Origin of the sequence: Uliginosibacterium gangwonense DSM 18521 (genome assembly GCF_000373965.1) — a bacterium.
Lineage (GTDB): Bacteria > Pseudomonadota > Gammaproteobacteria > Burkholderiales > Rhodocyclaceae > Uliginosibacterium > Uliginosibacterium gangwonense.
Genome location: NZ_KB892834.1, coordinates 166,108 through 182,926 on the forward strand (window position 1 = coordinate 166,108; position 16,819 = coordinate 182,926).

18 protein-coding genes and 1 tRNA gene are annotated in these 16,819 nt (G+C 59.5%); 11 read left to right on the forward strand and 8 right to left on the reverse strand.

The window, feature by feature from the left end:
- Window positions 1-23 precede the first annotated feature (23 nt).
- From B145_RS0100765 to B145_RS0100785, 5 genes are all read left to right on the forward strand, one after another.
- Window positions 24-1,115, forward strand: a complete 1,092-nt coding sequence (locus B145_RS0100765) for an ABC transporter permease subunit (RefSeq protein ID WP_018604475.1) — start codon at window positions 24-26, stop codon at window positions 1,113-1,115.
- Window positions 1,112-1,888, forward strand: a complete 777-nt coding sequence (locus B145_RS0100770; protein ID WP_018604476.1) for an ABC transporter ATP-binding protein — start codon at window positions 1,112-1,114, stop codon at window positions 1,886-1,888. Before B145_RS0100765 ends, B145_RS0100770 begins: the two co-directional genes overlap by 4 nt.
- Window positions 1,878-2,621 (forward strand): ABC transporter ATP-binding protein, encoded by a 744-nt coding sequence (locus B145_RS0100775; RefSeq protein WP_018604477.1) that lies wholly within the window; start codon window positions 1,878-1,880, stop codon window positions 2,619-2,621. The genes B145_RS0100770 and B145_RS0100775 overlap by 11 nt, the downstream gene beginning before the upstream one ends.
- Window positions 2,618-3,100, forward strand: coding sequence for an acyl-CoA thioesterase (locus tag B145_RS0100780; protein ID WP_018604478.1), 483 nt, complete (start codon window positions 2,618-2,620; stop codon window positions 3,098-3,100). The genes B145_RS0100775 and B145_RS0100780 overlap by 4 nt, the downstream gene beginning before the upstream one ends.
- 366 nt (window positions 3,101-3,466) lie before the next feature.
- On the forward strand, window positions 3,467-4,639 hold the full coding sequence (locus B145_RS0100785) for a pectate lyase family protein (protein WP_018604479.1): 1,173 nt from the start codon (window positions 3,467-3,469) through the stop codon (window positions 4,637-4,639).
- A gap of 201 nt (window positions 4,640-4,840) precedes the next feature.
- On the opposite strand, the gene B145_RS23915 is transcribed toward B145_RS0100785, so the two are convergent.
- Together B145_RS23915 and nikR are read right to left on the reverse strand one after the other, a co-directional pair.
- Window positions 4,841-6,484 (reverse strand): AbfB domain-containing protein, encoded by a 1,644-nt coding sequence (locus B145_RS23915; RefSeq protein WP_018604480.1) that lies wholly within the window; start codon window positions 6,482-6,484, stop codon window positions 4,841-4,843.
- A gap of 269 nt (window positions 6,485-6,753) precedes the next feature.
- Window positions 6,754-7,191 carry a nickel-responsive transcriptional regulator NikR gene (nikR, locus tag B145_RS0100795; protein WP_018604481.1) on the reverse strand — a complete coding sequence of 146 codons (438 nt, stop codon included), beginning with the start codon at window positions 7,189-7,191 and terminating at the stop codon, window positions 6,754-6,756.
- Window positions 7,192-7,360: 169 nt separating this feature from the next.
- Here nikR and cbiM point away from each other — a divergent pair, with 169 nt between their 5' ends.
- The 3 genes from cbiM to B145_RS0100810 are packed head-to-tail and all read left to right on the forward strand — an operon-like array spanning window position 7,361 to window position 10,170.
- A complete protein-coding gene (gene cbiM, locus B145_RS0100800; RefSeq protein ID WP_018604482.1) occupies window positions 7,361-8,428 on the forward strand; it encodes a cobalt transporter CbiM in 1,068 nt (355 codons plus the stop codon).
- 45 nt (window positions 8,429-8,473) lie between these two features.
- Window positions 8,474-9,322, forward strand: a complete 849-nt coding sequence (cbiQ, locus tag B145_RS23920; protein ID WP_018604483.1) for a cobalt ECF transporter T component CbiQ — start codon at window positions 8,474-8,476, stop codon at window positions 9,320-9,322.
- A complete protein-coding gene (locus B145_RS0100810) occupies window positions 9,319-10,170 on the forward strand; it encodes an energy-coupling factor ABC transporter ATP-binding protein (RefSeq protein ID WP_018604484.1) in 852 nt (283 codons plus the stop codon). Before cbiQ ends, B145_RS0100810 begins: the two co-directional genes overlap by 4 nt.
- Before the next feature lie 63 nt (window positions 10,171-10,233).
- On the opposite strand, the gene B145_RS0100815 is transcribed toward B145_RS0100810, so the two are convergent.
- The 4 genes from B145_RS0100815 to B145_RS0100830 form a co-directional block, all read right to left on the reverse strand.
- Window positions 10,234-10,309: transfer RNA gene (locus B145_RS0100815), tRNA-Lys, on the reverse strand.
- 80 nt (window positions 10,310-10,389) lie between these two features.
- Window positions 10,390-11,412 carry a UDP-N-acetylmuramate dehydrogenase gene (gene murB / locus B145_RS0100820; protein ID WP_018604485.1) on the reverse strand — a complete coding sequence of 341 codons (1,023 nt, stop codon included), beginning with the start codon at window positions 11,410-11,412 and terminating at the stop codon, window positions 10,390-10,392.
- A 25-nt stretch (window positions 11,413-11,437) separates the two neighbouring features.
- Window positions 11,438-11,617, reverse strand: a complete 180-nt coding sequence (locus B145_RS23925; protein WP_018604487.1) for a hypothetical protein — start codon at window positions 11,615-11,617, stop codon at window positions 11,438-11,440.
- Window positions 11,618-11,701: 84 nt separating this feature from the next.
- On the reverse strand, window positions 11,702-11,920 hold the full coding sequence (locus B145_RS0100830) for a hypothetical protein (protein WP_018604489.1): 219 nt from the start codon (window positions 11,918-11,920) through the stop codon (window positions 11,702-11,704).
- 98 nt (window positions 11,921-12,018) lie between these two features.
- Between B145_RS0100830 and B145_RS0100835 the strand changes: the two genes are divergently transcribed.
- Together B145_RS0100835 and B145_RS0100840 are read left to right on the forward strand one after the other, a co-directional pair.
- A complete protein-coding gene (locus B145_RS0100835; RefSeq protein ID WP_018604490.1) occupies window positions 12,019-12,921 on the forward strand; it encodes a recombination-associated protein RdgC in 903 nt (300 codons plus the stop codon).
- Window positions 12,921-13,403: a nucleoside 2-deoxyribosyltransferase gene (locus B145_RS0100840; RefSeq protein WP_018604491.1), complete on the forward strand. Its 483-nt coding sequence runs from the start codon at window positions 12,921-12,923 to the stop codon at window positions 13,401-13,403. The genes B145_RS0100835 and B145_RS0100840 overlap by 1 nt, the downstream gene beginning before the upstream one ends.
- Before the next feature lie 8 nt (window positions 13,404-13,411).
- On the opposite strand, the gene eutC is transcribed toward B145_RS0100840, so the two are convergent.
- Both eutC and B145_RS0100850 read right to left on the reverse strand, forming a co-directional pair.
- Window positions 13,412-14,248 carry an ethanolamine ammonia-lyase subunit EutC gene (gene eutC / locus B145_RS0100845; protein WP_018604493.1) on the reverse strand — a complete coding sequence of 279 codons (837 nt, stop codon included), beginning with the start codon at window positions 14,246-14,248 and terminating at the stop codon, window positions 13,412-13,414.
- Entirely contained in the window at window positions 14,245-15,651 is a 1,407-nt protein-coding gene (locus B145_RS0100850; protein WP_026258696.1) for an ethanolamine ammonia-lyase subunit EutB, read from the reverse strand. Before B145_RS0100850 ends, eutC begins: the two co-directional genes overlap by 4 nt.
- A 125-nt stretch (window positions 15,652-15,776) precedes the next feature.
- Between B145_RS0100850 and B145_RS23930 the strand changes: the two genes are divergently transcribed.
- Entirely contained in the window at window positions 15,777-16,817 is a 1,041-nt protein-coding gene (locus B145_RS23930; protein WP_018604498.1) for a helix-turn-helix domain-containing protein, read from the forward strand.
- Window positions 16,818-16,819 lie beyond the last annotated feature (2 nt).

Consider the following 16,819-nt stretch of genomic DNA (forward strand, 5'->3'; position numbering starts at 1 on the left):
ACCCAATTGGAAGATTACCTACCATGAATGAACTTGCTCAAGCCATTCCTTACTTTGGCAGCCGGAACCCGCGCGTGGCTCGCGGGATTGTCCTGGCGCTGATGCTGCTCGCCCCACTGCTGGCGGGCATGATCGGCAACACCTGGATTCGCGTGCTGGACGCCGCCCTGCTCTACGTGATGCTCGCCCTCGGCCTGAACCTCGTGGTCGGCTTTGCTGGCCTGCTCGACCTGGGTTACATCGCCTTCTACGCCGTAGGCGCCTACACCTGGGGCTTTCTTGCTTCGCCCCACATGGGCGTGCATCTGCCGTTCTGGATCGTGCTGCCTGCGGGTGCCGGTCTGGCAGCCATGGCGGGCATCCTGCTGGGCTTCCCGGTGTTGCGTCTGCGGGGTGACTACCTTGCCATCGTAACCCTGGGCTTTGGTGAAATCGTCCGTATCTTCATGGGCAACCTGAATGTCACCAACGGCCCGCAAGGCATCAACATGCTGGATTCGCTGAACATCTTCGGCTGGGATGTATCTCGCAACATCCAGATCACCGAGAGCTTCCAGATCAACGCGCTGACTTCGTTCTACTACGTGTTCCTGCTCTTCGTGGTGGGCTCGGTGATTGTGATGCGCCGCCTGCAGATCTCCCGCATCGGGCGGGGCTGGGCAGCGATTCGGGACGACGAGCTGGCCGCCAAGGCCATCGGCATCAATACCCGCAACATGAAGCTGCTCGCCTTTGCCATGGGGGCAACCTTTGGTGGCGTCTCCGGCGGGCTGTTCGGCAGCTTCCAGGGCTTCGTTTCGCCCGAGTCCTTCACCCTGCTCGAATCGATTGCCGTGCTCACCATGGTGGTGTTCGGCGGCATGGGCAACCTGGGTGGGGTGATCGTGGGTGCGGTGGCGCTATCGCTGCTGCCTGAAGTGCTGCGCTATATCGCACTGCCCATCCAGCAGGCGATCTTTGGCAAGGTGCTGCTTGACCCTGAGGTGCTACGGATGTTGTTGTTGTCACTGGCGATGATTTTCATGATGCTGATTCGTCCGGCCGGGTTGCTGCCCGCCAATGCACGCTACTCGCGTGAGGAACTGGTCAAGGGCCTGAAGGAGAAGCAGGCATGAGCATCGTTCTCCTTGAAGCCAAAAATATCAGCAAGCGTTTCGGCGGCATCCAGGCACTCTCCGACGTGTCGCTGACCATCCGCAAGGGTGAGGTCTACGGCCTGATCGGCCCGAACGGCGCGGGCAAGACCACGTTCTTCAACGTGCTCACCGGGGCCTACACGCCGGACCAGGGCGAATTCGTCTTTGCCGGCACCGAGTTGCCCACCGGCAAGCCCCACCTGGTGGTGGAACGCGGTATTGCCCGGACGTTTCAGAACATCCGCCTGTTCCGCGAAATGACGGCGCTGGAAAACGTGATGGCAGGCCACCACATCCGCACGGATTCCTCGTTGTTCGGCATCCTGCTGCAAAACCGCCATACCCGCGAAGAAGAACGGCTCATCACCGAACGCGCCTATGAGCTGCTGCGTTACGTGGGCATTGAGCGCTTTGCCGATACGCTCTCGCGCAACCTGTCTTACGGCGACCAACGCCGTCTGGAAATCGCCCGTGCGCTCGCCACCGAACCGCAACTGCTGGCGCTGGACGAACCCGCCGCCGGGATGAACGCCACCGAAACCGCACAACTGCGCGACCTGATCGAAACCATTCGTCATGACGGCGTGACTGTGCTGCTCATCGAACACGACGTCAAACTCGTCATGGGCCTGTGCGACCGTGTTGCCGTGCTGGACTTCGGCAAGAAGATTGCCGAAGACGTCCCCGCCGTGGTGCAAAAGAACCAAGCCGTGATTGAAGCCTATCTTGGAGGGGGTCACCATGCCCACTGACAACGCAACCCCCATCCTGCAGCTCAAGGATGTGAAGATCTCCTACGGCCAGATCCAGGCCGTCAAGGGGATTGATCTCGAACTGTACAGCGGCGAACTGGTGTGCCTGATCGGCGCCAACGGTGCGGGCAAAACCACCACGCTGAACGCCATCTCTGGCACCCTGCCGATTGCCAGTGGCGAGCTGCTCTACCAAGGCCAGCGCATCAACACCCTGCCTGCCCACCTGCGCCTGCGCCAAGGCTTGGCATTGGTGCCGGAAGGCCGTGGCATCTTCACCCGCCTCACGGTAGAAGAAAACCTGCGCATGGGTGCCTACACCCGCAAGGACAAGGAAGGCATCGAAGCTGACCTGGAGCGGGTCTACAGCATGCTCCCCCGTGTCAAGGAACGTCTGGCCCAGGTGGCGGGTACGCTCTCGGGCGGCGAACAGCAGATGGTGGCCATTGGCCGTGCGCTGCTCTCCCGCCCCAAGCTCCTGTTGCTGGACGAACCCTCGATGGGATTGGCTCCCTTGGTGGTAGAGAAGATCTTTGAAGTAGTGCAGACCGTGGTCAAGGAAGGCGTGACCATCTTACTCGTGGAGCAGAACGCCAACCTCGCCCTGGAATTCGCCCAGCGCGGCTATGTGATGGATGGCGGCAAGGTCACCATTACCGGCAGCGGTGAAGATCTCCTCAAAGACCCCAAGGTACGCAGCGCCTACCTCGGTGAAGTGGACGAAGCCGCATGAGCCATAGCGACCTGCCCAGCCATCAGACCAGCATGACGGTGTTGATGACACCGGACATGGCCAATTTCTCCGGCAATGTCCACGGTGGCGCCATCCTGCGCCTGCTGGATCAGGTCGCTTACGCCTGCGCGGCACGCTACGCCAGCAGCTACGTGGTCACGCTCTCGGTCGACCAGGTCATGTTCCGCCAGCCCATCCATGTGGGTGAGCTGGTCACCTTCCTCGCTTCGGTCAATTACACCGGCTCCACCTCCATGGAGATCGGCATCAAGGTGATTACCGAAAACATCGTCAAGAAAACCGTCCGCCATGCCAATAGCTGCTTTTTCACCATGGTGGCGGTCGACGAAAACTTCAAACCCAGCAAAGTTCCCCCGCTCACCCCGAGCACGCCCGACGAAACCCGCCGCTTCGCCGCCGCCAAACTCCGCCGCGAACTGCGCCAGGAACTCGAAGCACGCTTCCGCGAGATTCGTTGAGCATCAGACACATGCTTTCAGCCCCCTGTCTCTCTACGAGAGATGTGGCGGAGTAAGACAACTTGGTTTCATCAACCCACGCGATAACGGATGACCTGCCCACCTGACTGAATCGTGGTGGGCACCCTGCTCCGGTTGATGTTGGTTGAGACTGAATACTCACGCATGGGTTACGGTTTCACCTGACTCCTAGCGGACTATTCAAGCGCTGCGGATACCAAATGTCGGACAAGCGTGATACCGGTATCAAATCTCAAATCTTTTGTTGTATGATGCCTCCGTTCAGATCGCATGGCATCTTGCCAAGGACAAAAACCGATCCCGAACAGTCACTTATAAGCAAAATGTATCGAGGAGACCATCAAGATGAACTACAAGCTCAAGACCATCGTCGCATGCGTAGCACTGGCAGCCAGTAGTCTGACTTTTGCCGGTACCGGCGGATATTCAAACGCCACCGGCGGCACGGGGGCAACAGCCGCCAACACCTTTACCTACAACAACTACGCAGACTTGGTGACCAAGCTCACTGCGCTGCAGAAGGCCAAGTCCACAACGCCCACCATCATCAACTACACGGGCAATGAAGACTCCCTGATCGCTGCGGCGCAAGCCAATGTCTGTGGTCAATACGGCAAGGCTTCCCGTACGATTGATGTGAAGCGCATCTCCAATCTGACGATCGTTGGTAGCGACAAGTCTTCGGCCAACTTCGGTTTCAACCTTGTCAGCTCTTCAAACATCGTCATCCGTAACATGACCATCGCCATGATGCCCGGCGGCCTGAGTTCGGATGGCGTGACGGTTGATTCATCCACCAACGTGTGGCTGGATCACAACACGCTCTACACCCGTAACTACAAGTGCCCGAATGCACCGGGGGATGGTCACGATGGTACGTTTGACGGCCTGATTGACATCAAGAAGACGGCAGACAATGTGACGGTGTCTTACAACTACATCCACGACCACCACAAGGTGGGCCTGGACGGTTACACCACCAGTGATGTGGCCCGTAACGTCACCTACCACCACAACTATTATGACAACGTGGGTGCCCGTCTGCCGCTGCAACGTAACGGCATGATCCACGTGTATAACAACCTCTATAGCCGTGTCGGTTACGAAGACGCAAATGCCAGTTCCACCAACCCTGGCACGGCACTCGACCTGGCTAACGCAGGTTCAGGCATCAACGTTCGCCAAGGCGGCAAGGCACTGATCGAGAACAACTGGTTCGAAAATGCGGCCAACCCGGTCACCTGCCGGTACGACAGCAGCAATTGCGGCACCTGGACCTTGCGCGGCAACAACATCACCAGCGCATCCGATTTCACCAAGTACAACATCGTTTGGACTGATGGTGGCGCGGGTTCGGTTGATGCCAAGACCTGGGCTTCGACAGCAGTCATCACTTCGCCCTCCTACATGAGTTCTGCCACCGCACCCGTTACCGCCCAATGCGTGAAGAATACGCTGAAGGACTACGTGGGCGCTGGCAAGGGCATGCAAGAGCTGTCCGCAGCCAAGTGCAAATAATCACTGCACGCTGACGGCGCAGGCAGCATGCTCAGCACCCTCTCAATGTAGAGGGCGCTGAGCGAAACAAACTGTTCCGTCTGCCACCTTCGATAGCCTGGATTGCACCGCGTATGCGGTTCATCCAGGCTATTTGTTTTGATACGCAGGAATCTTTAGCCGTTGCAAAAGCCCCTTGTTAACAAGGAGCATCCGCGTCTCTTACTGCGCCTCCAGCGTGAAGGACGCATCAATTTTCTGCTGGCTCGTGCTGACCGTTGCCCCCAGGAATTGATAATTCATATGACGCAAGTAAAGGCTGCTGTTGCCATACCATTGGAATGACACCATGCCACTGTTGCCATTGAGCGCGGCCACCTTGCGGAAGCTTGCATCACTTTTGAAGACCGTGGTGTTGACATAGGGGTCCAGCCACACAAGATTCTTTTTATCTGCCGCAGCAAACCAGCCCAAGCCCGCACTACGGTTGGCCTGGGTGGCTGCATTGCCACTTGGCCAGCGTGTGGGGTTGGCGCTATCGATGCGCAGGTAGTAGCCAGGGTATCCCACCGCCTCAAAGGAAACCAGGGTGCTGTCTGTCGGGTCAGCCAGCCCGGCCACGGGCCGCCAGTCAAAATCCACCGGCAACTGCCCATTGGCTGTATCACTCAGATTCGTGATCATGCCGTGGAACCAGGAATGGGCCACGTAGAACGGCACACTGCTCTCCGAATAGGTAGTCTTGATATGGGAGACCTTATAGCGTGCCTTGAGCGCATCCAGCTCGGCCTGTGTGACGCGTACCGTATTGGCATGGCGCACCCCGACGGGCAATGAATAATCGGTGCCGCTGGCAAGCTTGGTCCAGGTCGCCGGATCGGCATCCAGATTGGTCGTGGTCCAGCAACCGAACACCCCACCGTTGCCGTAGTAATCGGCATACAGATACCACTTCGCCTGCCCGGGCACCTTGATGATCAACGGCCCTTCGGTTCCCTGCATCACACTCTGCGTGCTGCCCCGTGTCAGGTAATTCGAAGAGATGCGGCTAAAGCTGCCCGCCGTCAAGGCGGCGCCAGAAGAGCGGGCAACCTGGATATCCTTGCCCGCGCTGGTTTCATCTTTGTAGAAGAGGTAGTTCAAACCGTTATATGACGTAACCGTAGCATCAATCTCGTCATACCCAGGGTCAAACAATACCTCCGGCGTCGCACTGACCAGGGAATTGAAATCGGTGGTATAGCTCACATAGGTGCGGTTACGGTCGGCATTGCCCGACCACACAATGGCATACTGACCACGCGTGGAGTCGAAATACGCCTCTGGAGCCCAGGCGTGCGGTTGTGTATTGCTCCCCAGGGAACTGGTCAAGGTGAGAAAACGCGGATTGCTGAAGGTGATCAGATCCGCCGAATCGGCCACAAAAATGCGGGGGCTGGGGTGATTCCAATAATTCGAATCGTTGACCGACAAGGTCCAATCAGTCGCAATATAGACAAAGCTGCCATCGTTCTTTCGCAGAATGAAAGGATCGCGGATGTGTCCAGAACCAGCAATGCCAGCAATAGTGGTCGGTGCCTCATACACAGGCTGACCACCATTCAGGCTCGTCCAGTTCAAACCATCCGCGCTATATGCCAAATGCAATGAATCGTTTGCCAGATCCTGGTTCGGCCCGAAGTAAGACATCACCCAGGCCACCGTATTGTCTGACGGTGCGCTCACTGCAGCAACACCCGCTTTGGACGAAGTTGAATCACTGGCACTACTGGAACTCCCTGCGCCACAGGCGGCAAGGAAGGCCGAGGCCAAACACATCAACGCCCCCGCCAACCAAGCCTTCACAGGCTGGATGCTTGTCTTCATAAGGTCTGTCTCCTCTGGGAATGCCCCGCGTTCTATCCGGTCGAATGCCGTGCGAGATCAAATCCATGCTAGGCGACGTACCCCTATGTAGCCAGGACGATTTGAGCCCCTGGCGAGAAAATCCATACAAAAAGCAAAACCTTAGATATCAGTCAGTGCCCCATCACCGTTAAACCGTATTGCATAATCAAAAATTGGCGGGCAGAAGCAACTTTGGCATGATTTTACTTACACCTAAAACCCATACCAATATCATGCAGTGCCAAAAATTACCGTCTCCGCCATTTCTGCGCGGCAGGCATCGCCTCTTCAATCGGAATGAGTTGCACTTGCCCGTGGCGCACACCGGTTTCTGCGATCACCCCTTGGGCGAAGGCTTTGATCTGTTCGGTGGCTCCACGCAGGATGACCGTTTCAACACAGTCCTCGTGGCTGATGTGTGCGTGCATGGTGGCAATGGCCAGATCATGGTGGTCATGTTGCATGTCCGTCAGCCGACTGGAAAGTTGGCGTTCATGATGATCAAACACATAGCTGAGTACGGCCACGCAATGCTTGGCCGCACCGGTGCCCAGGTCGCGCTCGCCCAGCTCACGGCGCAACAGATCGCGCACGGCTTCGGAACGGTTGGCGTAGCCGCGCTGGCGGATCAGTTCATCGAAGGCGTCAGCCAATTCGTCATCCAGTGAAATCGTCAGTCTTTGCATGCTGGGCTCCAAGTCTTGAGCCTCAAGAATAGCGCGTTTGGCTGATATGGATCACGCACTACGCAAAACGACACATTGACGGCTCCACATACTTCATACAAACTACGAAAACTTCTTACGGATGATGTGGCGAGCACTGGCTGCTGCCATTTGCCTGGGGAAACTAGCGATGCATATCCCTGACGGTTACCTGAGCCCTACCACCTGCGCGGCCACCTATGCGCTGGCCTTGCCTGTTTGGTATCTGGCTTTTGCCAAGCTCCAGCGCCTGTTGCATACCCGCACCGTGCCGCTGATCGCGGTGTTTTCCGCCTTCAGCTTTGTCATCATGATGTTCAACCTGCCACTGCCGGGGGGCACCACCGGCCATGCGGTGGGCATGGCCATTGCTGCGATTGTGCTGGGGCCGTGGGCATCGGTAGTGGCGATTTCGATTGCGCTACTCATCCAGGCCGTATTCTTTGGGGACGGTGGCATCACCAGCTATGGTGCAAACTGCCTGAACATGGCCATCGTGGGTAGCTGGGTCGCGCACTGGATTTACCAGCTCGTAGCCAAGGGCGCCGCTGCCGGCCCCACACGTCGCATCTTTGCCGCAGGCTTGGCGGGCTATGTTGCGATTAATGCGGCAGCCTTGCTGACAGCCGTAGAGTTTGGCATCCAGCCGATGTTCTTCCATGATGCCAGTGGCACCCCGTTGTATGCACCTTATCCTCTTGGCATTGCCATCCCGGCCATGATGATCGGCCATGTCACCTTTGCCGGGCTGGCGGAGCTGGTGATTTCGGCCGGGCTTGTTGCCTATCTGCAACGCGCCAACCCGGAGTTGCTGGGTGCGGCAGCCCGTCCTGGGGGCACCCATGCTCAGGGCGGACGGTCTGCACGGGCGCTGTGGTATATGCTAGCTGGGTTGATGATCCTCTCCCCACTGGGCCTGCTTGCCGCAGGTACAGCCTGGGGCGAGTGGAGTGCGGAAGACTTTGCGGATGCGCAGGCCCGGCAGGAGATGCTGCTTGCGTCTGCCAACGCGGCACCTCCGGCTGATGTGCCACAAGGGCTGAAGGCACTTTCCGGCTTATGGAGCGCACCGATACCAGACTATGCCCCCAGCTTTATGCACAGTGCACATTTTGGTTATATGCTCTCTGCAATAGTGGGATGTGGCCTGATTCTGCTCACCTTCCTATTGCTATCCCGATTCCGCGCCAAAAAGGAACTCGCGCCTTCGCAACAATGAGCATACGCATGGAACCTCTCCGATTCCCTCAATATCTTTTGTCGCATGTGCACGCCCGCTGCAATTCCTGAGAAGCGTCGCCCACATGGCTTCGCTGCAAAATTGGCGCATGGCCTGACGCAAGCTTTGGAACACGCGCTGGAAGCGGAATCGTTCGGCGCCCGGCAAGGATTATTGCAAGGGCTTGACCCACGCATCAAACTGGCAGGTTGTGGGTTATTGATTTTGGGTGGGGTACTCGCCAAATCACTGATCATGCTGGCCGTGCTTTTCCTGTGCTGCCTGAGCTTGGCATATGCCTCGCAGATTCCTCTGGCGCGGCTCGCCAAGCAGGTTTGGCTGGGGGTGCTGTTCTTCACCGGGGTCATCGCCTTGCCAGCCGTGGTGCTGGTGCCAGGCCAGGTGCTTTGGCATTTGCCCCTCACCGGCTGGCCGATCAGCCTGCAAGGGCTGCGCAGTGCGGCCTTTTTGATCGGGCGGGCGGAAACCTCAGCCACGCTGGCTGTGCTACTGGTACTCACCACACCTTGGCCGCATGTCCTCAAGGCCATGCGCAGCCTGGGCATGCCGGTGGTACTGGTGGCTATCTTGGGGATGACACACCGTTACATCTTTGTGCTGCTGCACACAGCCATGCAGATGTTCGAGGCCCGCCGCAGCCGCATCGCGGCCCCCATGCTCAGTCGCCAGAAACGCCAGATGACGATGGCAGCGGTGGGGGTGCTGTTGGACAAGAGCATCCAGTTGAGTGGCGATATCCATCTGGCCATGATTTCGCGTGGCTATCGCGGTGACATCCATCTGCTGGACGAATTCCGAACCCGGCAGCGCGACTGGTGGGCCTTGGGCCTCGCGCTGATCGCCCCAACCCTAATCGTGTGGCTGCAAGCATGACTGAACCCATTTTTGCGCTGGAAGATGTGTCCTTCGCCTATCCCCGCCACCCGGCGCTGGCGCATATTTCGCTGCGCATTCAGGCGGGGCAGCGCATAGCCTTGCTGGGTGCGAACGGTTCGGGCAAATCCACCCTGCTCAAGCTGCTCGATGCGCTCTACTTTCCGACTCAGGGCACTTTGAAGGCGTTCGGGGATGCCCTCAGCGAAGAGCGTTTTGCAGATGAAGCGGTGAATTTTGCATTCCGGCGCCGGGTGGGGCTGGTCTTCCAGAACCCGGACATCCAGATCTTCAACCCCACGGTGTTCGATGAGATCACCTTCGGCCCCTTGCAAATGGGTTGGCCGCGCGAGGAAATCCTGCGCCGTACCGATGCCATCCTGGCCCGCTTTGGCATTGCCCATCTGAAGGATCGGGCGCCCCATCGACTCTCCGGGGGGGAGAAGAAACGTGTGGCGCTGGCCTCGGTGTTGATTCTGGAGCCTGAAGTGCTGCTGCTCGACGAACCCACTGCCGCGCTCGACCCGGAAAGCCAGGGCGAAGTGATCCGCTTCCTGATTGAAAGCCAGGGCGGTGGGCGCACCATCATCACGGCCACGCACGACCTGGAGATCGTTGCCGATATTGCCGATTACGCCTTTGTCCTGGCCGGGGGGAAACTGGTAGCAGAAGGCACACCGGCAGAAATCCTTGCCAACGAGGCGCTCCTGCGCGACACGCATCTGGCCCACGCGCACTGGCATCGCCACGCCGACGGGGCGCTGCATGCGCATGTCCACGCCCATCGCCATGATCACGCCCATGCGGACGGGCCTTCACGCTATCGCGCGATCAAGCGCAACGCCTGAAATACAACGCGGCGCACAAAACAAAAACGGCCTATGCAGGAGCATAAGCCGTTCAAGTGGATTTGGTGGGGGCAGTAGGATTCGAACCTACGACCAATTGATTAAGAGTCAACTGCTCTACCAACTGAGCTATACCCCCAACCGAGGGCGCTACTATAGCAAAGGCCAAAGCCAATTTGAAGCCCCTTGGTGCAGAAAATCTGCTGTGCAGGGGCGTTCTTAGAGCACGACCGGTTCCATCTCCAACGCAATACCGAAACGTTCGACCACATCGCGCCGCACCGATGCCACCACGCGCAACACATCTGTCCCCAGTGCGCCGCCCATGTTCACTAGCACCAGCGCCTGATGCTCGTACATCCCAACAGGGCCATCGGCATGGCCTTTCCAGCCACACTTTTCAATGAGCCAGCCTGCGGCAATCTTCTCATGCCCATCCGGCTGCGGGTAATGTGGCATATCGGGGTTGAATTCAAGCAGCTTCTTGCAACGCTCAACGCTGACGACCGGGTTTTTGAAGAAGCTGCCTGCATTGCCGATCACCGCCGGATCAGGCAGCTTGCGCTGGCGGATGGCAATCACCGCTTCCATGACCTGGGCAGGGCGTGGCGCAACAATCCCGCGCGAGGACATCTCGCGGGCCAGATCAGCGTAGCGCAGAATGGGCAACCAGCGTTTGGGCAGGCGGAAGGTCACCGCCGTCACCGCAAAACGGTTGGCCGCATCCTGCTTGAAGATGCTGTCGCGGTAGGCAAAGCAGCAGGCTTCACGGTCAAAGCTCACCAGGGTGCCACTGCGCAGGTCAACGGCTTCGAGCGAATGAATGCATTCGCCCACCTCCAGGCCGTAGGCACCAATGTTCTGGATGGGTGCGGCACCGACCGTGCCAGGAATCAGCGCTAGGTTTTCCAGCCCCGGCCAGCCCATCTCCAGCGTCCAGGCAACAAATTCGTGCCAATTCTCACCTGCCCCAGCGCGCACGTAGTGGGCGTCATCATCGCTGGCCACCAGTTCGCGGCCAGGGATGCACATACGCAGCACCGTGGCGTCCACGTCACCCGACACGACGATATTGCTGCCCCCACCCAGCACAAAAAAGCGCTCCCCGGTGAGCCCCCCACCCCGAACCAGCTCCACGAGCTGGCCTGCGGAGACGATTTCCGCAAAACGACGGGCCCGCCCCGGCAGGCGTAAGGTGTTGAGGGTGTCGAGCGGATAGTCTTTCTGAAAAACGGTGGGCATGGCGTTCCTGTGAAAAGGATTGTGTTCAGCGCACTGCGGCAATACGCTGAACAAAATCCCCTTCACCACGCTTGAGCGCACGCTGGAACCGTTGCCGTTCAGCCTGCCGTTGGGCTTTGCCCGATTTTTGATGCGCCCCGGCGCCATTGCGCTGACGCATGGCCACGATAATGGGGTTACGTGGCTTGGATGCCTTCAATTTCATACCTTCACACTCCAAAAAGAAACCGTCCCGGCCAAAAATAGCCGGGGTTGGGATGATACTGCCTTTATGGGCCCCCGCCCTACACTACTTGGCCGCTTCGTCAGCGGCTTTGAGCCGTTGCTCGGCCTGGGCGTTGGCAGCATCAAGCTGGGCGCGGATCTGCGCCTCCTGCTGCTTGGCCTGCTCGGCCTGTTTGGCCTGGGCGGCCGCCACCGTCGCAGCGGTCGAGGCACTCTCGGTCAGCCCGCAGGCGCTCAGCCCCAGGCAGACGAACAATACTGGTACAACCCGATGCAGGCACATTATGGGCCTCCTTGAATCGAACATTCGTGACACGCGGCAAGCACAAGCGGCGTTGAGGCCTTATCATCGCAACTTTTCAGCAGCCCTCATTTGCATCTATGTGGTTCCGCAACCTTCAACTGTACCGCCTGCCCCCCCACTGGGACATGACCGCTGATCGCCTCTCCGAGCAGCTTGCCCGCCTGGTCTTCCAACCCTGCGGGAGCCAGGATCAGGCCACCCAGGGGTGGTCCGCCCCCTTGCAAGACGCCCTCGTCCACAGTGTAGACGGTCAGTGGATGATCGCCCTGGGCGTGGAGCAACGTCTGCTGCCCTCTTCAGTCGTCAAGCAGGTGGCCGAAGATCGCGCCGAGGAATTGGAAGCCCAGCAAGGCTTCAAGCCCGGCCGCAAGCAGATGAAAGAGATCAAGGAAGCCGTCACCCAGGAATTGCTGCCGCGTGCCTTCACCCGCCGCCGCAAAGTGTACGCCTGGATCGACCCGAAGGATGGTTATCTGGCCGTGGATGCTTCCAGCCGCACCGCAGCCGAGCCCCTGATCGAATGCCTGCACAAGGCGCTCGACGAATTGCCGCTGAAGCTTTTGAACACCGAGATGAGCCCCGGTGCTGCGATGACAGGTTGGCTCGCCGGGGGCGAAGCGCCCGATGGCTTCACCATTGATCAGGATTGCGAGCTGCGTGCCGTGACCGATGAGGCCAGCGCCGTGCGCTACGTGCGCCACAGCCTAGAAGGGGAGGAAATCCGCGACCACATCGCTGCGGGCAAGCAGGTTTCCAAGCTGGCGCTGACCTTTGACGACAAGGTGAGCTTCATCCTGACCGACAAGTTCGAGATCAAGCGCCTGACCCCACTGGATACGTTGACCGATGAAGGCGGCGCCTCTGATGCAGCCACGCGCGAAGAGCAGTTTGATGCCGATTTCGCGCTGATGACCGGCGAGCTGCGTCGCCTGATCCCGGCCGTGCTTGAAGCGCTGGGCGGGGAGCAGGAAACCATCTGATGCGGGCCTATCTGGCTGGCCCGGATGTTTTCCGCCCGGATGCCCTGGCCTGGGCGGAAGCCGCCCGGGCCTTGTGCCACGCCCACGGGGTGGAAGCACTCATCCCGCTGGATGGCAACGCGAGTGATGCCGTGGGGATCTACCAGCAGAACATCGCCATGATCCATGCGGCTGACGTGGTGCTGGCCAACCTGAACGCCTTTCGGGGGGCCGAGCCGGATTCGGGCACCTGTTTCGAGGTGGGCTTTGCGCTGGCGCTGGGCAAGCGGGTCATCGGCTATGTGGCCGAGCGCATCGACACCACCACGCAAGTGGCACGCTGGCAGGCCCAGGACCTGACTGCACGTGACGGGCGCCTGTTTGACCGTGATGGTCAGCAGGTGGAGCACTTCGGCCTGCCGCTCAACCTGATGCTGGCCGTCCCCGCCAAAATCGTGGAAGGCGATCTGGCCGCTGCGCTGGCCGCACTCCACGCTACCTGATTGATCAATCAATCCGCAGTTAGGAAGTTGCGATTCGCCGTGGCCAGATTCAGCTCTACTTCCGCATCATCCTTGAGCGCCACGCCGGAAATCTTGCGCCGCCGTGACTCACTCAGCAGATAACACAGCTTGTGCGCAGCAGCCGGGGCAGGCAGCCCTGCCGGGCGCACGTTGGAGATGCAGTTGCGCGTGGCATCCGTCATGCCGGGGCGGGGCGTGTGGGTGAAATAGACCCCCAGGCTATCCGGTGAAGACAAACCGGGGCGCTCCCCCACCAGCACCACCACAATTGCCGCCTTGAGCAAGGCACCAATCTCGTCGCCCACCGCCACCCGCCCCTGATTGACCAAGGCCACCGGCGCAATGCGCCAGCGCTCGGCCTGCAACAAGAGCAACACGGCTTCGAGCAAGGGGACTGCCTGACGCTGTACGGCGTAGGCCGACAAACCGTCGGCCACGACAAACGCCACATCAAAACAGATGTCGGCACCATCTTCGGCCTGCTCCATCACATTCGCATTCAGCGCCCGCGAACAAGCCTGAAGCACCTCAATTGATTTGTCATCCAGGCGACGCCCCAAGTCCGGCCTTTGCAGATAGGTGCTGCGATCAGCCGCCTTGCTTGATACGCGCAGCGTCTGCAGCCCAAGTGCTGCGAGTGCGGTTTCGATCTCATCCCAATCGGGCCGGGCATGTACTGCATCTCGTGCCCGTGCGTGCGCGAGCTGGAATTCCAGTTGCGCCTGGGTCGGCAGGCTCACCCCGGCGCGCCCCAGCGCGATACGTGCATCGGTAAAACGGCGCAACCCCGTCCAGGGGTCCAGGCGAATGACATTGGGTTTCATGCGGCATTCTCCAGCACGCGTTGAAAGGCTGGCGAGAGGCTGTCGGCCAGGCGGAAGTCCGCCCCGCCAGCGGTGATGCGCATGTACGCAAGCCAGGCATCAAACTCCGGCGCGGGGCGCAGGCCCAGTACCTCGCGCACATACAAGGCATCGTGGAAAGAAGTGGTCTGGTAGTTGAGCATCACATCGTCTGAACCAGGAATGCCCATCACAAAATTGCATCCGGCCACGCCCAGCAGGGTTAGCAATACGTCCATGTCATTCTGATCGGCTTCAGCATGATTGGTGTAACACACATCACAGCCCATCGGCAGGCCCAGCAGCTTGGCGCAGAAGTGATCTTCCAGCCCGGCACGGATGATCTGCTTGCCGTCATACAGATATTCCGGGCCAATAAATCCGACCACCGTATTCACGAGAAGTGGCTTGAAATGGCGGGCCACGGCATAGGCGCGTGCTTCAATCGTTTGCTGGTCGCAGCCGTGATGGCCGTTGGCCGAGAGCGCACTGCCCTGCCCGGTCTCGAAATACATCACGTTGTCACCCATGACACCGTCAAAATCCGCCCCTCGCCGCAGACTCAATGCAGCCGCCCGTGCCTCCCCCAACACCGCGAGATCAATGCCGAAACCACGATTGGCAGCCTCGGTGCCCGCAATCGACTGGAAGACCAGATCCACCGGCGCTCCGCGTTCAATCGCCTGAATGGTATTGGTGACGTGGGTGAGCACGCAGGACTGGGTGGGTATCTCGTAGCGCTGGATGATGGCATCGAGCATTTCCAGCAGCCGGATCACCTGCGGGACATTATCGGTCGCGGGGTTGATGCCGATCACCGCATCGCCACTGCCATACATCAAGCCATCGAGCACACTGGCCGCAATGCCTGCGGCATCATCCGTGGGGTGATTGGGCTGCAGGCGCGTGGACATCTTTCCACTCAATCCGATCGTGTTTCTGAAGCGTGTAATCACCCGGCATTTCTTCGCTGCCAGGATCAAGTCCTGGTTGCGCATGATCTTGGAGACTGCGGCCACCATTTCTGGCGTCAGCCCCGGTGCCAGGGCGCTTAAGGTGGCGGCATCCACGTCTTCGGCCAGCAACCAGTTACGAAAATCCCCCACGCTCAGATGGGCCACGGGTGCAAAAGCCTCTGCATCATGCGTATCCATGATCAGGCGGGTGACCTCATCACTCTCGTAGGGCACCACGGCTTCATCCAGAAAGCGGCGCAGCGGCACGGCGGCCAGGGCCATCTGCGCAGCCACACGTTCCTCAGCCGTGGCGGCGGCTACGCCTGCCAAGCAATCGCCCGAGCGCAAGGGCGTTGCGCGTGCCATCAGCGTGCGCAAATCCTCGAACACGTAATTTGCTCCACCGACCGTATGCTTGTATGTCGTCATCACATCCCACCTTGGCTCATGGCATGGCCGTTGCTAGATAAACCGTGCCAGCACTCTTTGGATACAGCTTATTGAGGCTTGGCACCCAGCGTTATCGAAATTTGGCAATTCGGCAGGAGGTCGTCATGAACCCGCATCCAGACTATGGCATAAGCCACGCAAACATTCCAGATGCATTACGTCTGCGCAGTGTGAATGCCCATGATGTGGATGAGCACGCCGACAACCTCAGCGCCTGGGAGCAGCACTACGACCAGCTTTCGGCAGGGCGCTTTTCCGGCACACTCACCGAGTTCTGGACGCCGAACACACAGGTATTTTTTGAGCATACCAGCCAGGCGGTGCGCCAATCCTGCAAGGTCTGGAAAGAGGCTTTGTGGTTCGGCATTCCTGTGCATCACGACGGCACCAGGGTGGACGGACGTGAAGCCCCTGATGGCGCCATTCTGGTGCGCCCTGGAGACGCCGACTTTGAACTGGTGACCCCGGACGAGCATCGGATTTTCGGCTTGGTCGTGCGCCACGAAGCGCTGGACAACTTCTGTCAGGCCCAGGGCATCACGCCCGACTGGAGCAACCTGGAACACGCCCGCTGGATCGCCCTAAACACCGATCTGCGCAAAGCGGCAGTCGGCCTGCTCCAGCATCTTTTCAGCGAGTTGGCCCAACACTCGGTGCCCAATCCGCACCATGCGGCCTGCCGCGACCTTGAACATACGGTGATGGAACTCCTGCTGCCCTTTGTGGGCGCGGCCGGTTCCTGTCAGGATGTCGGCCACGACACCTGCGCCAGCCTTGCCCGGAGGCGGCAGGTGGTGGGCCAGATTCTCGAATACGCTCACCAGCACCCGGACTGGGTGCCCAGCGTGCCGGAACTCTGCGAGCGTTATCACCTAAGCCGACGCAGCCTGCAATATGCCTTTGAGGATGTGCTGGGCACCAGCCCGGCGGTGTACCTGCGTGCGATGCGGCTCAACGGAGTGCGCCGCTTCCTGCGCACGGGGCGCTGTACATCGGTGCAGGATGCGGCAACCGCCTGGGGCTTCTGGAATCTGAGCCAGTTCTCGGTGGACTACCGGCGCTTCTTTGGCGAGCGCCCCTCAGACACCCTGCATCAGTTCGAGACGCTGGCACCTGCGCCGCGTTACCCTGCGCGCAGGCATTAATA

Coding starts and splice junctions, on each gene's coding strand:
- B145_RS0100785 (WP_018604479.1), top strand. CDS start 3,467: ATGAACTACAAGCTCAAGACCATCGTCGCATGCGTAGCACTGGCAGCC.
- B145_RS0100850 (WP_026258696.1), bottom strand. CDS start 15,651: ATGACGACATACAAGCATACGGTCGGTGGAGCAAATTACGTGTTCGAG.
- B145_RS23930 (WP_018604498.1), top strand. CDS start 15,777: ATGAACCCGCATCCAGACTATGGCATAAGCCACGCAAACATTCCAGAT.
- eutC (WP_018604493.1), bottom strand. CDS start 14,248: ATGAAACCCAATGTCATTCGCCTGGACCCCTGGACGGGGTTGCGCCGT.
- B145_RS0100830 (WP_018604489.1), bottom strand. CDS start 11,920: ATGTGCCTGCATCGGGTTGTACCAGTATTGTTCGTCTGCCTGGGGCTG.
- B145_RS23915 (WP_018604480.1), bottom strand. CDS start 6,484: ATGAAGACAAGCATCCAGCCTGTGAAGGCTTGGTTGGCGGGGGCGTTG.
- murB (WP_018604485.1), bottom strand. CDS start 11,412: ATGCCCACCGTTTTTCAGAAAGACTATCCGCTCGACACCCTCAACACC.
- cbiQ (WP_018604483.1), top strand. CDS start 8,474: ATGTGCACGCCCGCTGCAATTCCTGAGAAGCGTCGCCCACATGGCTTC.
- B145_RS23925 (WP_018604487.1), bottom strand. CDS start 11,617: ATGAAATTGAAGGCATCCAAGCCACGTAACCCCATTATCGTGGCCATG.
- nikR (WP_018604481.1), bottom strand. CDS start 7,191: ATGCAAAGACTGACGATTTCACTGGATGACGAATTGGCTGACGCCTTC.
- B145_RS0100810 (WP_018604484.1), top strand. CDS start 9,319: ATGACTGAACCCATTTTTGCGCTGGAAGATGTGTCCTTCGCCTATCCC.
- B145_RS0100765 (WP_018604475.1), top strand. CDS start 24: ATGAATGAACTTGCTCAAGCCATTCCTTACTTTGGCAGCCGGAACCCG.
- B145_RS0100835 (WP_018604490.1), top strand. CDS start 12,019: ATGTGGTTCCGCAACCTTCAACTGTACCGCCTGCCCCCCCACTGGGAC.
- B145_RS0100775 (WP_018604477.1), top strand. CDS start 1,878: ATGCCCACTGACAACGCAACCCCCATCCTGCAGCTCAAGGATGTGAAG.
- B145_RS0100770 (WP_018604476.1), top strand. CDS start 1,112: ATGAGCATCGTTCTCCTTGAAGCCAAAAATATCAGCAAGCGTTTCGGC.
- B145_RS0100840 (WP_018604491.1), top strand. CDS start 12,921: ATGCGGGCCTATCTGGCTGGCCCGGATGTTTTCCGCCCGGATGCCCTG.
- cbiM (WP_018604482.1), top strand. CDS start 7,361: ATGCATATCCCTGACGGTTACCTGAGCCCTACCACCTGCGCGGCCACC.
- B145_RS0100780 (WP_018604478.1), top strand. CDS start 2,618: ATGAGCCATAGCGACCTGCCCAGCCATCAGACCAGCATGACGGTGTTG.